Raw genomic sequence first — 15,867 nt, 5'->3', positions numbered from 1 at the left:
ACTTGAATGATAAGCGCGACAGACACTAGATCTGGCGGTGCTGATGAATCGATTTTAGGCCTGATCGAGGCTGAGGAGCTGCGACAGGGAGTTTTCCTGTGGTTTCAAATCGTTCTCCTGATGGCGCAGGCGCTGGGCAATATCAATCATCTGGTTACCCAGTTTCCCCTGTTCTTCGATGTCGGACTGGTTATACTGCGTTTGCCGGGTCGGCTCCCAATAGAACAGTTCGGTTTTAGCATCGTAGATACCGATTGGCGTGTAGCCTTCCCGCGTTGAAAGCTGCTCCAAAAGAGCTTCTGCTTCTGGCTGCGTGCTACTATTGATATGATGATACTGCTTCTGGAGCAGGTATATAACTGAAAAACGGTTCATGATAAGTGTAGTTGAGTAAAGCGAAAAGAGAGCCAATAACAGACGTCGAATTGCCGAAAACAGCCTTAGTCGTTTCGTGGGCAACGTGTTCCTGCGTTGGTTTTCTTTTCCTTGTTTGTGTAGGCGCTTAAGCGGTAGGGAGTCACCCTAAAATGCTTGCCTTTTTCGCTGGCATCGTCAATACAATACCGGAGCTGCTATGCCGCCTTGCTAAGGGATTACCCGCAAACAGGCAATCTATTTTCTTATGCCTGTGCAGCTTTGCCGAAGCCGCAGGGAACAGACTAATCGCGTTGGAAAATCGATGAGTAGATTTGGCTTACTGCTGGTGTTGCTTAGTACGAGCAACGGCAAAAAGTACAAATCTGTATCCATGTAGCTTCTGCTTTATTTTCTTGTTTTAGTTTGTATGATGAATTCATAATCTAGATAATTTCTTGTTAATCAATAAGGCGGAGCATGTACATTGCCATTTCTCCAACTACATACTTAACTGATGTATATACAGGAATAGTTTTGTAATCTTGGTATAGTACAGTAAGTGCCTTTGATTTTTCACTAAAACTGAAAATTAGTCAATCGATTCCTTGTCTGATACTATGGCCGGTTCGATCGAAAACGGACGAATCTTTCGATGTTCTGCAAGAAAATGAGCCAGTTACACACACCTGAATGGATTAATAAAGGCGTAGGGGAACAGACGTGTAGAGCGGATGATTAGAAGGCCATTCGTAGGCGGGGTGGTTAACGAGATACGAACGCGGATTATCGATCAGGCCCGGTTAGCACACGAAGCGGTACAGAGAGTTCTGCTCATGTACCGGAAATAATGTAATTGGGTGTTAGGCGATCAAACGGTATGGTCGGCCAGTTTTCGATCACGGGCGTATTTTTCCCGAATGGCCGCTTCGACGTAGGCTGTACTGTTCAGTTGCTGACTCACAATATCCGCCACGTCGAGTGCCACCCCATGAATCGGTAACGTAATCTTTTCGTCGGTGTCTTCGTCAATCGAATGGTTGGGGACCAGTGACCGAATCGCATGGCCAACTAAGCGTCCCGTTTCGTCGTACTCACCCCAAAACTCCCAGTGTTTGGAATGAAACAGATTTCCACCCACCGATTTGACCAAAATCTGTTTGTCATCAACTAAAAGACGAATGGCGTATTTTCTGGTAGTTAACATCGTAGTTGTTCTTAATCAGGACCAGGCTCATTCGTCCTGGTCAAAATTGCTTCTTTTCGGATACCTGATAAACTAAATAGTGACCAATGCCCGATTTGATCGGCTAAATCAAGATTTTTAACAGCTGAGTGAACGGTAATCCTGCGTAATTGCCAGTCTGAAACATCGTTTAACCGAACTACCAGACGTACGTTCCGACTGAACCGGCGGGTAGCGATGTACTGATCAGCTTCCCGTCCTCGCGGACGTTGAACGCCTGTGTTGACTCCTTTGTATTGAGCACGATAATTACTTTTCGACCATCGGGCGTTTTAAAGGCCACATTCGGCAGCGTGTCCGACGTGTTTGACTGAATGCGGACCGAGCCAGGCCGCACAAACTTCGACGCTACCGCTACGTTATAATAAGCCGGGTTGCGCGTCACGGTATTGCCGTCCAGCGTAAGGGCACCCATACATTGGGTGCAGCCGCCAGGGGTATGCGGCTCCTGTTTTGGATCAGCCGCCAGGTTCCACTCCAGCACGTTGCGGCTCCAGTTGCGGGTGGCTCCGATGATCAGCGTCTTGACGTGCCAGGCCAGATCGCCTTTTAGATTACCCGGTGCCCCAATCCACTGTTCCGTAAAATACAGGTTCTTGTCCGGGTGGGCGTTGTGCACTTCGGTTAACGCTTCGATGGAACCCGCGTACAGGTGAAAGGCCGACCCATCGACGTATTTTTTCGCTTCCGGATCGTTCAGAATGGAAATGGGGTAATCGGGCCGGTCGGCGTTATGATCGTAGAGGAAAATTTTCGTGTCGATCTGTGCCGATTTGAAAGCAGGACCCAGGCTTGTTTTGATAAATAGTGCCTGATCTGCCGGTAACATCAGTAAGCTTGGATTATTGCCCGGATGGAGCGGTTCGTTTTGAATCGTGATCGCGTCGATCCGAATGCCTTCGGCCTTCATGCCCTGAATATACTTGATGAAATACTGGGCGTAGGCGTTGTAATACTCCGGTTTCAGGCTACCACCTTTCGAGTTGCTGTTGGTCTTCATCCAGGCCGGGGGCGACCAGGGCGAGCCCATGATTTTGATGGCGGGGTTGATCGCCAGAATTTCTTTCAGAACAGGAATCAGGTGCGCGCGATCCGGATCGAGTGAAAACTTTTTTAGATCTACGTCCGTCTGGCCCTCCGGCAGATCGTCATACGAGAAAACCCGGTCATCCAGGTCCGACGCGCCGATGCTGATGCGCAGATAACTCACACCGATGCTGTTTCCTTCAGTGGAAAACAATTCGTTCAGCAAAGCCGCCCGCGCTTTAGCATCCATCCGGTTCAGCAACATGGCGCTACCACCCGTCAGTGTGTAGCCGAAACCGTCGATCGATTGGAACGTTTGCGACGCATCAATGTCGATCGTTGGGTTCCCGTTCGTTGCGTTAGCGAAAGAGAGGGCACCCGCTTGTTTTGTGAAGAGTGACGACCGATCCGGATTGGTCAGCCAGAACTCGACGCCCGTTGATGAGGTACGATTGAGCGCGTTTCGCTGACAACCCGTGCTTAGGCCGGTGAGTGTCAAGAAGGAGAGCGCAATGGCTTGCTGTTTAAGGGTCATTCGCATCGGTACGACGAGGATTGATGAGCTGACTTGTTTACCAAAAAAGTAGAGACAGTATTGAGCTGTCTCTACTTACGTTAAGCTGATCGAAAGGACTAGTAACCAGGATTTTGCTGGATCAACGCGTTGTTGTTGACCTCGCTCTGTGGAATCGGGAAGAGCAGGTAGTTCACGTCGCGCGTACCCCGAACCTGTTGGATGATATCGAGTGCCGTTACTTTGTGCGTTGCGCTCGCGTCGGCCTGTGTCTGACGGGCGTAGCGCAGCAAGTCAAACCAGCGTTCGCCTTCAAAAGCCAGCTCCAGCCGACGCTGGCGATCTACTTCATCGCGGAACGCCTGTTTTGTCGTGAGATTGGCCAGTGTGAGCGCGGCTAAACCCGCGCGGGTGCGTACGGCGTTTAGTCTTGTAAGCGCATCCTGATTGGGTCCGTTCTGCTCGTTCGACGCTTCGGCGAACATCAGCATTACGTCCGCCAGCCGCAGCACGTAGTAATTATCCGGGCTGTTGAACGCGTTTGGATTACTCCGCCATTTGTAGACAAACGGGCCATTATCGTTTGCATTACCCGATGTAGCCATCACAAAACTGGCGTGGTTACGACCGGCCTGCGTGACCTCCCCCGTAAACTTCCAACGGAGATCGTTGAGGGTATCCGCGTACTGAAGCAGCTCCGTCGTCGGAATATTGAACTTCGGGAACGAATACGTAGCCGGGGGCGATGGCAGCAACAGGTCAGGCAGAATGAACCCACCGTCGGCATTACCGGCAAACTGTACCTCAACAATCGACTCGGTATTGTTATCCGGCGGAAACAACGCATTGAAGGTCGGTGATAACTGGTACAAACCGCTGCTGATCACTTTGTTGGCCGCGGTAGCCGCATCGCTCCACTGACGCTGGGTCAGGTAGACACGGGTCTGTAAGGCGTTGGCCGCTGTTTTGATGATACGGGTCCGGTTCGCCGTCTGGCTACCGAATGTCGTCGCCGTTAACTGTTCGGCCTGTTGCAAATCGGTCAGGATCTGCGCGTAAACCTGGTCGGCGGTCGATTTAGCCAGCGCAACGACGCTGGGTTCTCCCGACTCCGTTGGTTCGAGCCGTAGCGGAACGCCACCGTACATGCGCACCAGGTTGAAATAATGCAAAGCCCGCAGAAAATACGCTTCGCCTACAATCTGGTTCCGGCGCGTTTGATCCATCTGAATGGTTGGTACGTACCGCAGCACGGCATTGGCCCGGTTGATACCAACGTACGAATTCTGGAATACACCGCTTACCTGACCCGTTTGGGGGGTCCAGATCAACCGTTCCAGCGCGTTTACATCGCCGTTGCTGCTGGTTACGTTGTCCGATGGCACTTCGCCCACTACATTCAGATCCTGGCCGTAGAGGCTACCCTGCTGTAGGGCATCGTAGGCGGCTGTCAGGGCCGCTTCGGCATCATCGGCACTGGTGAAAAAGTTTTCTGGCGTTATACTGGGCAGCGGCTGTTTGTCCAGCACGTTACAGCTCGCCAGCAGCAAAAAAGGAATGCAAAATATGATAAGACGTTTCATGAATCTTCAGTTAAAAAGTGACATTAAGACCAGCCGTGTAAGTGCGCGCCTGCGGATAAACGCCGTAGTCCCGACCGAAGCCAACCGACGAGAACGGATCGGCGCTAACTTCAGGATCGTAGCCACTGTAATTGGTAAACGTGAGTAAGTTCTGGCCCGTCACGTATACCCGAACGCCACTGATTTTTGCCCGTTGCAGGAACTTGGTGGGCAGGTTGTAAGCCACCGTCAGGTTTTTCAACCGCACATACGTACCATCTTCCACAAACCGGGTCGAGAACCGGTTATTCTGGTTGGGGTCGTACCGAACCGCGCGCGGGAGGGTCGTATTGGTATTTGTTGGTGTCCAGCGATTCAGCACCGCCGTTGTCTGGTTGAGCGGGTCCGACATGCCTTCGATGGTTACGCGGTTCTGGTTGTAAATATCGTTGCCGAAACTTCCCTGGAAGAACAGGCTCAGTTCAAAGCCTTTGTACGAGAGGTTGTTCGTGAAACCAGCGATAAAGTCCGGGTTCGGATTGCCGATGACGGTCCGATCGTTGGCATCGATGCGACCGTCGCCGTTCAGATCCGCAAAGCGAATGTCACCCGGCTTGGGCTGACCGGGCTGCGTGGCAGCTCCCGCGATTTCGTCGGTCGTCTGGAAAATCCCCTGTACCCGGTAGCCGAAGAAGGCACCCAGTGGAGCCCCTTTCTGCGTGATCGTGTAATCGCCGATAATGGTCCGGTCTACTTCCTGGCCCTGCTCGTTGCGGAGCGTACCGATGTCAATCACCTGGTTGCGGTTTAGCGAGAAGTTCAGATTGCTCGACCAGGTAAACCCGTTGCCTTCGCCCTGAATGTTGGTGCTGTTGATGCCAATTTCGAACCCTTTGTTCTGAACGGTACCGATATTCTGAATGGTCTGCGGATTTTGTGCCCCGGCGTTGAACGGTAGCGGTACGCTGGTCAGCAAATTTTTGGTTTGTTTCAGATACGCATCAAGCGTAACGGTCAGCCGATCTTTGAAGAAACCCGCGTCGATACCGGCGTTATATTGGTAAGTCGTTTCCCAGCTCAAGGCGTTGTTACCAATGCGGTCAGGGGCAATCCCGCCCGAAATCCCGCTCGTGCCCGCGTAGTTAAAGCCGGAGCCGTAGGTGCTGAACCGATCGTACGCTCCGATTTCCTGGTTGCCGTTGGCCCCGAAGCTAGCCCGGATTTTCAGGTCGTTGATGGCTTTATCCTGCGGGAAGAACGGCTCACGCGACAAGCGCCAGCCCAGCGACAGGGCCGGGAAATACCCAAAGCGGTTGCCTGGGGCAAACCGGCTTGACCCATCCGCCCGCAAGCTCAACGTAGCCAGGTAGCGTTCGTCGTAGTTATAGATCGCCCGCGCAAAAAGACTGAACAAACCCCATTGATCCTGGTAGCTCGATGGCCGCGTGAACTGCGTACCCGCCGACAGGTAAGGCACCGCGTTCGAGGGGAAACCCGTTACCGAAGCACCCGATGTGAACCGATCCGACGCCTGTACCGATTGGCCGGCCAGCAATGTCAGGTTGTGCTTATCGCCAATGGTCGGATCATAGGTCAGCGTGTTTTCCCACAGCCAGATCAGCTGCTGATTGGTGCCCGTACGCGCACTACCGCGTGTGGCCGGGCTGGCGTTCTGCGTACCCGGATAGTTTCGGGAAATAAACTCGTTTTCGATCTGCGACCGGAAGTCCAGCCCTAACGAGCTTTTGAACGTCAGATTTTTCAGGACGTCCAGTTCACCATAGGCATTGCCAATGACCTGATAAATAACGGCATTGTTGCGCGTTTCCAGCAGGTTCCCTACCGGATTGTCGAATTGCTGAAACGGGTTGATGCTGTAAGAGCCGTCGGCATTACGAATCGGAATGGTTGGAATCTGCGCCAGCGCGCCCAGTACCGTGCCCGAATTTCCAGCCCCCAATTCACTGCGTACACTACCGTTTGTATTGGTCCGGCTCAGGTTCAGGCTGGTTCCTAACCGGAAGCGGGTACTCATCTGCTGATCCAGATTCAGCTTAAAGTTGTACCGGTCGAAGCCTGAGTTCTGCGCAATACCATCCTGCTTGAAATAGCCACCCGATACGTAATATTTCGTTTTGTCGGTGCCACCACTCAGGCTAATCTGGTAATTGCGGATGGCCGCCTGCCGATACACGGCATCCTGCCAATCGGTGTTATATGGCAGCGAATCAAGGTTTGTGAACGAAGGAGACTGCCCGGCGGCTGTCTGCGCATCGTTGTAGTACTCCGCAAACTGACGGGAGTTCAGCATCGGTAGTTTTTTGCGAAGCTGCTGAATGCCGTAGTAAGCGCTGAAATTGACCTGTGCCTTGCCGGTTTTGCCCCGTTTGGTAGTGATCACGACAACACCGTTGGAGGCCCGCAGTCCGTAAATAGCCGCAGCCGCTCCATCTTTCAAGACATCGATCGATTCAATATCGCTGGGGTTCAGCGTATTGAGCGGATTGGGGCGCTGATTGCCAACACTAAGTTCGCGGTCGTAGGTGGGCAGCACGGGTACACCGTCGATTACGTACAGGGGCGAGTTGGTGAGACTGACTGAGTTATTCCCGCGAATCCGGACGTTGATACCCGCACCCGGCGCACCGGTAGGGGAGGTCACCTGAATCCCCGGAGCCTGACCCTGAAGCGCCTGGTCGAAACCTGCCACGGGCTGACGTTCGATGGTTTTGCTATTCACCGACGTTACGGCGGTTGTCAGTTCCTGCCGACGCTGGGTTCCATAACCCACCACGACAACTTCCGAAAGTGACTTGACATCCGTAGCCAGCGTTACGTTTAACGTGGTCTGGTTGTTAACCGGCACTTCCTGCCCGACGAAACCAACAAAGCTGAACACGAGAACCGCCGTATTGTCGGGGACATTCAGGGTGAAGTTCCCATTCACGTCGGTTACGGTTCCGGTTGTGGTTCCTTTAATCACGACGCTTACACCGGGCAGCGCTTCACCCGCATCACTGGTTACTTTCCCGGATACGGAGAGGGCGGCCCGTTCGACGTTTGGGCTTTTGGCCTCCGAATTGGTTGGGGCCGTCGCCCGTTTTAGAATAATCTGCTGGCTCGAAACCTCGTAGTTGATCTGAAGCGGTTTCAGCAATTTGTCCAGTACGGTAGCCAGCGGCTGATTTTGGATCGAAAAGCTGACCCGGCGGTCGGCCCGAATCAGTTCAGAACTGTAGAGAAAGCGCACCTGGGCTGTCTTTTCGATTTGTTCCAAGACGCTTTCGACGCTCTGGTTGGTACAGTTAAGATTGATTCGTCGATCAAGTAGCTCCTGACCCTTGCTATCGTGCGCCAGCGAAACGCCCGCGAATACAAAGGCCAGAACGAGTTGAAGAAGACTAATTTGCATGATTTTTGAGACTTGCTCACGCAACTGTCGTTTGTTTTTCATAATTTTTGACACTTATTGTTAATTCTGTGGGAATTGGCAAAAAAGCTCCGTTAGCCTCGCTTGAGGCCGATGTTTGGCGACATCGTTCGGATGCACTACAGGTCGTCGGTGCGGCAACACCGGCGGCCTTTTCACGTGTTAATGGTTGATTCGTTTTACAGCATAGCGGTTTGTTGAGTTGATGATTGATTAATTAATTATTGGCATCCTCTGCTCGTGATAATGATTTGGCCGTCTACCACCTCATAGCTGGATTCGGTTCCGGCGCAGATCCATCCTAGTTTTTTATAAAGGGATTCATCATCAAGCCGGGCAGTCAGGGTGCAGTTGGCCATCAGGGCTTCGTCGAAAACGATGTCTACCCCGTAGGCGCGCTCCAGTGCCGCAAATACATCGGCAATGGGTGTTTGTTTAAAGACAAATGCGTTAGTAAGGATTTGGTTATCAACGCGAAGAGGTTTCGCGACCAGTGAACGAACCAACCGGTTATCGTCGCGCATTAACGTTGCCTGTTGGTTAGGCGTTAGAATCATACCGCCAAGCTCACGACTCACTTTCTGGACGCTGGACTGCTTATCGGTCTGGGCAAAAACCGAGACCTTCCCGGTCCGTACAGTAACCAGCACATTCTTATCGTCCTCATACGCTTTTACGAAAAAACTCGTACCCAGTACTTTGGTAACCAGCTCATTGGCGTAAACCAGAAACGGCCTGTCGGGATCTTTTTGAACTTGAAAAAAAGCCTCACCCGTTAAATACACTTCCCGCTTCGAGGCCGTAAACTGTTTGGGATAACTCAATCGGCTATTCGCGTAAAGCACAACCACACTTCCGTCGGCCAGTCTGACTTGTTTCGGTGAGCGACCCGCGTTCTGAATTTCTAGCAGTGGTTGCGTGGCCTTTTCGAGCAGGTGGGTGTAGCCGCTTGGTTCGGGGGTCAACCGCGATGGATAGAGCCAGAACAAACCCAGCAGCAAGGCTACCGAAGCGGCCATGTAGTACCAGGAGTGGCTAAGTCTTCGGATAATGGGCGACTGGTTTTCTTCGAGGGGCTGGCTAGCCTGTGCCTGACGAATCAACTGCGCTACTTTCTGATCAATATGATCCTCGGAAAGCAACGGTAAGTTGCCTTTGATGGTTAGCAGCTGCTGCCGGGCCCGATCAACGATTGCTTCTTTTTCGGGATGGTCAACCAGCCATTGCTTCCAGAAGCCATCATCCTGCGGCAACGGGTGAAAGACCCAACGGCGGAAAGCGACATCCTCCAGAAAATCGTCGAACTCGAAGAATTGATAATCTTTCATTGAAAAAGGCAGTTAGTTGCCCTGCTACAATGGATTATCCCCGTTTGCCGACCTTATACTTAATTTTTCGCGGAAATTTTTTCGATTAATGCGTAACCCTCACAGAAACAAGGTGTAATAGATCAACACTAAAAAGGTCCAGTGGTCCCGAAGCCGTTTGAGCGAGTTCTGGAGCAGGTTAGCAACGGACTGCGAATTGATCCCCATTGTCTGAGCGATCTGCTCATAGGTCAAGTTTTCGTAATAGCGCAGGTAAAGAGCTTCCTGCTGGCGTTTGGACAGGTCGGCTACGCGATTCTTTAACTGTTGCGTGGTCAGCTGCCAACTTTCTTCATTAATGATCCGGTTCTCTGCATCTGTGTCGTCGCTTACGTCAAGCCATCCGTGTAGCGTTTCGCTTACGGGCAAGTGCTTCTGGTGAAGTTTGATGAAATGGTGACGAAGGGTTTTAAGCAGATAGAATTTGACAAACAGCGTATCGCTCAACTGGCTACGGTGTTCCCATAATTTCAGGAAGACATCCTGAATCGAATCTTCGATCAGCGTCGTGTCTTTGGTGAATTTGGTAGCGTAGTTGAACAGCGTCTGGTAATACTTTTTCGCCAACTGACTGAACGCTACGGTATTGCCTTCCCGAAATTGCTGCCACAATATAGGGTCATCATCGGGTAAGGAACTGACGGAAACAGGCATGAAAACGGTAAGCTAATAGATGGCGTAAGCACACTCCTATCGTTGGCAACAATTCTGGCTACAAAAAGCTTCAATTTGTCCTGATAAATTAATAAGCAATCGGACTGTAGTTCCTCGCTACGTTTCGTTGACGGACAACGCATTGAACGGGCAGGGCGCTCAACCCGGTCACTGAAGAAGTGGTGCTTTAAGCCAAAAGAGGGGAAATATCCGTTAAAAGCCAGCTGCTTGTCCATCTTTACGCATTTCGCTGGCACCCCAGTAAATCCGATTTTTGGCATCCCATTGAATAGCCTGATAGCCACCAAAAAAATCCGTTTTTATCAGGCGGTGACCCCGACGTTCGAGCTCAGCGCGGACCTCGTTGGCAATGCCACTTTCCAGTGCCAGTCGTCCGCCATCGGTCATCAGCGTTCCAATCGGTTCGCTACTGCCCGAATGACTAAATCGGGCAGCATCTCCGGCCTCCTGCACGTTCATGCCAAAATCGATGATGTTGCAGAGTACTTGTAGGTGTCCCTGCGGTTGCATGGCTCCACCCATAACGCCAAAACTCAAGAACGGCTCCCCGCTTTTGGTGACGAAACCCGGAATAATGGTATTAAACGGACGTTTGTTTGGCGCGTATTGGTTAGCGTGACCGGGTTGCATGGTAAAGCTGGTTCCCCGGTTATGCAAGACGAACCCCAGTCCGTCGGGAACCATACCGCTGCCAAATTCGAGCATATTGCTTTGAATCAGCGAAACAATGGTTCCCTGCTCATCGGCTACGGTCAAATACACCGTATCGCCAGCGCGTAAGGCCGGGTCATTGGCGTCGATGCGGTCGGCCGCCTTTTTCGGGTCGATCAGCTGACGCCGACGGGCTGCGTAGTCTTTGCTTAACAAGATGTCTACGGGTATTTTCGAAAAGTCGGGGTCGGCATAATACCGCGCCCGGTCTTCAAACGCTACTTTCTTGGCTTCAATCAACAGGTGCAGGTAATCGGCGCTGTTGTGTCCCAGACGTTTAAGGTCGAATCCTTCCAGCAGGTTGAGCATTTGCAATACGGCGATTCCCTGGCCGTTTGGTGGTAACTCATACACGTCATAACCCCGGTAGTTTACCGAAACAGGGTCAACCCAGGTGCTTCGGTGGTTCGCCAGATCATCTTTACGCAGGTACGAACCCGTTCGGCGGGCGTAGCGGTCAATCGTTTCGGCTACCGGACCTTTATAGAAGCCATCGCGTCCGCTGGCGGCAATGCGCTCGTAGGTCGTGGCCAAGTCTGGATTTCGGAAGAGCTGGCCTTCAACCGGAGCCTTTCCGTCGATCAGGAACGTTTGGCGGAAAGACTCAAATCCGGTAATGTCGGCCTGGTTATCGGCTAACCGACGGGCGGCTACCTGCCAGGAGTAGGCGATGACCTGCGGAACGGGAACACCTTCGCGGGCGTAGCGAATGCTTGGCGCGAGTAACGTGGCGACGGGTATTTTGCCAAACCGTTTGTGCAGTTCGAACCAGCCATCCACTGTGCCGGGCACGGAAACCGATAGCGGTCCGTAGAGCGGTATCTGCGCCCGGTTGCCCAACAAACCCTTGAGCGTCTCGTACGACAAGCCTTTTGGCGACCGGCCGCTCGCGTTAAGTCCGTATAGCTTCCGGTCTTTTGCCGACCAAACGATAGCAAACAGGTCTCCACCGATCCCCCCGTTGTTGGGTTCGACAACGCCAAGCGCGGCATTGGCTGCAATGGCGGCATCAACGGCCGTACCGCCCTGTTTCAACACGTCTAAACCGATCTGCGTAGCAAGTGGATGGCTTGTGGCCACCATGCCCTGTCTGCCCAGCACCGGACTGCGGGTGGCAAAATTCGGCCCACTAATGCGATCACCCTTGCCGGTTAGGGACTGCCCCGCGAGTGGGGACATAAAAAGGCTGATAAAGACGGTTAAGTAACTGGCATAACGGCTTGTCATTGAGCAGAACGGGCTAAAAGGCAACTTCCCGAAAGCCAGAAACCTTCGGGAAGCCGAAAAATGATGAATGAGCGGTGCGATTAGTCCTTCAAATTTTTCAGGTAAGCAATGCTCTGGCGCACCTGCACATCTTCGTGATTGCTTTCGTCTTCGATAAAATAATGCTTGATACCAACTTTCTTGGCAGCTTTCAACACGCCCGGCATATCAACCTGACCTGCTCCCAGCACCACATCGTTTTCGGGCGCAGTGCCACCGCTCAGATCACCCTTCACGCCTTTTTTGAGGTCTTTCAGGTGCATCAGCTTCCAGCGGCTACCATATTTGTTGAGCAACTTAACCGGATCAGCTCCGCCGTGTTGAGCCCACAGAATATCCATTTCGAAGGAGACGTACTTTGGATTAGTGTTCTGAACGATGTAGTCGAATAGGGTCCCGTTCTGGTAAGGGCCGAACTCGTAGCCGTGGTTGTGGTAACAGAGCGTCAGACCGTTATCGTTCAGGATCTTGCCGACCCGGTTGAAATCGTTGACGGCTTTCTTCGCATTGTCGATGGTGAAATTACTTTTCTCATGCGGTATCCAGGCGACCATGACGTAAGACGCGCCCAGCGTTTTGGCATTTTTGATAACACTCTCCGGATCTTTTACAATCTGCTCGTAACCAGCGCCCGTGGCCGGAACCTTGATGCCCCGTTCGTCGAGCATCTTTCTGAATTCTTCGGTCGTTACGCCTTTAGGAGCGCCCCCTTCCAGCTCCGTGAAGCCAAGGGCTTTGATGGTGTCCAGCGTGGCGGCTACATCCTTGGGAAAATACGCGCGATACGTGTAGGATTCGACACCTAATGGGAAGGTGTAGAGCGGTTTTTTTGATTGAGCCGAGGTTGTATACCCAGCGAATGATAGCGCCAGGAGCAGGTATACCGGATAAACAGATTTGACCATAACGTCTAATTTTAGAACACTAGGTAAAGGCCGACCAACTATACTACTACTGTGTTTGATCACGCTTACTCTGCGCTAGCCTGAACGTTAGGACGGACATTGACCGAAAAAATCTGCCAGTTAGTGGTCGTTGTAACTTAGCCTTCGGCTATCCGGACTGAAGTCCGGGCTACGTAAAGTCGTACGTAACCCGGACTTTAGTCCGGATAGCCGAAGGCTATAAAATGTTTATAAATAAAATAGTTAAGTGCGTGGTTATAAGCCTCCGTTTAGTTTGCCATCAGGACTTACCCACGAGGGACGACTGGTAGAACGGCGTTGTCCCTTCATCAACGGAAACGATGTAAGCGCGGCCCCCTTCCCGCTGAATCGCTTCCGCGACCGATTCGGCGTTGTCGGGTGCGTAAACGAACATGCAGCCACCCCCGCCCGAACCATTTATCTTGCCACCCAGTGCTCCCGCCGTTAGGGCTGCGTCGAGCATACGATCAATCTTCGGCGTTGAAATTCGTTGGGCATCACGCAGATTGGCGTGGTGATCGGTTAGCAACTGGCCGAGCTGACCATCGTCTAGCGAAGTAGCCGACTGGTCAGATGCCTGAATCAACGCTAGTGCTTTTCGCAGGATATCCCGATTAGCCAGATTCCCTTTTAACAGGATATAGTCGTCTTTCGACAGTAAGTTTTTGTACTTCGCAATGGATGCAATGTCGGTGGTGTGCAACGAAAAGGCGGGGTTCAGAGCCGTTAGCTGCTTCACGATCCGCAACATGCCATATTTTACGCGGCCCAGAATGCCAATTGTATCTTTCGGTTCGCCGGAGTCGCCCAAGACGAATGTTCCCAGGTTTGGCTTGTAGGCTTCCAGGTAGATAGTGGGTTTCGACTCCAGGTAGATAACCCCACCAACGGCGGTAGAATAGTGGTCCATCATGCCACCCGGCTCGCCAAATTCCAGCACTTCGGCCATGTAAGCCAGTTCGGCTAGTCGCTTGGGGGTTAACTCGTCGGCGTTGTCGGCTAGTTGGCTTAGCACGTTGAGCCACGTAACCAACAGCGCCGATGAACTCGACGTACCGGCATTGATCGGAATCTGTCCCCGGACTTCACCATCGATACCGTGGCTGAACCGGAATCCGGCGCGGGTCAAAACGTTGATCGCACTACGAAAATAATCGCGGTCGTGCTGGTAGGTCAGCGGTAAATCGGTCAGGCTAAATTGTTCCTGACGGCCAATGTCGGGCAAGCGCAGCCGAACGGCGGGCTGGTCGATGCGTTCGGCTGCAATCTGGATGCGGCACGAAATAGCCGCGGCAATAACAGGGAGCCCCAGATAGTCCTGATGCTCGCCAAACAGGCAGATGCGACCAGGCGTAGAAACTGAAACAGGTTGTTTATTCATTCGTGAGAGAAGGACTTAACGTTGGCTACCCAAGGTGTTATTCGACTGGCTTCGTTGGTTCTGAAGGCACCTTGTTTGCCAGCTTACGGCTAGTTTAGGGAATGTCAGGGCTGAACCTCGGGCAATTTGTTCAGGTCGATAGCCGGTGGCTGGCCCGTTGCCGATCGGTTAAAGGGGGTGTTCAGGGGAACGGGTTGCGCAAAAAAGCCTCCATTCCGCAAAAAGAACTGGCCTTGCTCGACACCACCGGCATAATCCAGCCGTTGCCGGTTTTTAGCGGTTGCGTCACCGGTAAAAGTTGCCGTTGTCAGTTCCGTCCACGCTCCCGCCGAGCTCCGAACCCATTGATTGGTGTAGAAGGCTTTGCGTTCGGTGTACCCAACGTTGTCGATGAAGTTTTCCAGAAAGGAGTACAGACCAGTCAGGTAGGTCGATGTATTGGGTTTTTTCCAGGTTGCCATAAATTGCCAGTGGCCCACTTCCGGCGCGTAGAACCAGGATGAGAAAAGCGTGTTGCCGGACCCATCGGGTTTGCCCTGCGTCAGAAATTTATAGCTCGTTCCTGCCTGCCAGTTGTAGCGCAAATAGCTTTGTCCGCCTGTGCCTTCGCCATCAAATCCATTGTCAGTGACGTTCGCCCCCTTCCGGACCAGCGTCGTTTTGCCATCCGAAGGGTCCCAGACCGAGAACAATACCCGCCGTTCGGTGGGACTGTTGACCTGAATGCCGAAGTAACCACCCGTAAATCCGTTCGCCATGTAGTAGGAGCCGATTTTGTCTTCGCCGGGCGGAACCGTTAGTTCATTATAGAACCACTCGACATTCGTGCCGCTGGGCGGGGTATATTTCAGGTGAACGGAAGGCCCTCGTCGCGACCAGTAATAATTGGCCGGGTCCGTGGCGAAAACAACGTCGGCAACGGAGCTAGCTATTAGTAGATCCGACACGTCGCCGAAGGAATCACCGGTTTTGCTGATGCCCTGCAAATCGACCTTAATGTATCCCGGTCTGCGAATCGTGACCGAACCAACCGGAACGGGCTGTTTGTCGGCGCTGGTTAAGTTAATTATAAACGGTTTGTCATTGATCGTGACCTTGATCCTGCTACTGCCCGAAGTCACTTTCGCCCGAAGGGAAACGGTTAGTTTACCGGCTGTTCCCACGCGAAAATAGACACTGGTAACGCTCTCCGGATCAGTCCATTTTTTCAAACCCTGCTTCGTGATCACTTCCGTTCCGCCGGGAACAGGCTTCGTAATGAACGCGTTTCCCGCGAGGGCAATCGTGCGTGTCGTATCCGTGGCGGTTGATAACGAAAAGGCTTGCGTTGCTACCGTTGGCTTGGTTAGATGACTAGCCGTTAGTGATAGCGCACAGACATACAGGAGCGGGAAAAAACCGAAACGCAT

General features: G+C 52.4%; 11 protein-coding genes. All 11 read right to left on the bottom strand.

Features of this window, described 5'->3' with window-relative positions; genetic code table 11:
• Positions 1-54: 54 nt before the first annotated feature.
• Positions 55-375, bottom strand: a complete 321-nt coding sequence (locus GK091_RS16585) for a hypothetical protein (protein WP_164040412.1) — start codon at positions 373-375, stop codon at positions 55-57.
• A gap of 850 nt (positions 376-1,225) precedes the next feature.
• On the bottom strand, positions 1,226-1,561 hold the full coding sequence (locus GK091_RS16580) for a hypothetical protein (RefSeq protein ID WP_164040410.1): 336 nt from the start codon (positions 1,559-1,561) through the stop codon (positions 1,226-1,228).
• A 178-nt stretch (positions 1,562-1,739) separates the two neighbouring features.
• Positions 1,740-3,167 (bottom strand): glycoside hydrolase family 30 protein, encoded by a 1,428-nt coding sequence (locus tag GK091_RS16575; RefSeq protein ID WP_164040408.1) that lies wholly within the window; start codon positions 3,165-3,167, stop codon positions 1,740-1,742.
• A 92-nt stretch (positions 3,168-3,259) separates the two neighbouring features.
• The gene (locus GK091_RS16570; RefSeq protein WP_164040406.1) at positions 3,260-4,723 is read right to left on the bottom strand and encodes a RagB/SusD family nutrient uptake outer membrane protein; all 1,464 of its coding nucleotides are present in this window, start codon (positions 4,721-4,723) and stop codon (positions 3,260-3,262) included.
• A 10-nt stretch (positions 4,724-4,733) separates the two neighbouring features.
• A complete protein-coding gene (locus GK091_RS16565) occupies positions 4,734-8,156 on the bottom strand; it encodes a TonB-dependent receptor (protein ID WP_164040404.1) in 3,423 nt (1,140 codons plus the stop codon).
• 197 nt (positions 8,157-8,353) lie between these two features.
• On the bottom strand, positions 8,354-9,460 hold the full coding sequence (locus GK091_RS16560; RefSeq protein WP_164040402.1) for a FecR family protein: 1,107 nt from the start codon (positions 9,458-9,460) through the stop codon (positions 8,354-8,356).
• A 99-nt stretch (positions 9,461-9,559) separates the two neighbouring features.
• Positions 9,560-10,153, bottom strand: a complete 594-nt coding sequence (locus GK091_RS16555) for an RNA polymerase sigma factor (RefSeq protein ID WP_164040400.1) — start codon at positions 10,151-10,153, stop codon at positions 9,560-9,562.
• A gap of 213 nt (positions 10,154-10,366) precedes the next feature.
• Positions 10,367-12,064 (bottom strand): gamma-glutamyltransferase, encoded by a 1,698-nt coding sequence (ggt, locus tag GK091_RS16550; protein WP_246202244.1) that lies wholly within the window; start codon positions 12,062-12,064, stop codon positions 10,367-10,369.
• Between the two features lie 128 nt (positions 12,065-12,192).
• Complete coding sequence (locus GK091_RS16545; protein ID WP_164040397.1) at positions 12,193-13,056, bottom strand: sugar phosphate isomerase/epimerase family protein; 864 nt, start codon at positions 13,054-13,056, stop codon at positions 12,193-12,195.
• A gap of 280 nt (positions 13,057-13,336) precedes the next feature.
• Complete coding sequence (locus tag GK091_RS16540) at positions 13,337-14,458, bottom strand: GHMP family kinase ATP-binding protein (protein WP_164040395.1); 1,122 nt, start codon at positions 14,456-14,458, stop codon at positions 13,337-13,339.
• 104 nt (positions 14,459-14,562) lie between these two features.
• The gene (locus tag GK091_RS16535) at positions 14,563-15,867 is read right to left on the bottom strand and encodes a DUF3472 domain-containing protein (protein ID WP_164040393.1); all 1,305 of its coding nucleotides are present in this window, start codon (positions 15,865-15,867) and stop codon (positions 14,563-14,565) included.

The sequence above is a fragment of the Spirosoma agri genome, from assembly GCF_010747415.1.
GTDB classification, from domain to species: Bacteria; Bacteroidota; Bacteroidia; order Cytophagales; family Spirosomataceae; genus Spirosoma; species Spirosoma agri.
The sequence above is the reverse complement of the archived record's forward strand: the minus strand, read 5'-3'. Positions and strand labels throughout refer to the sequence as shown.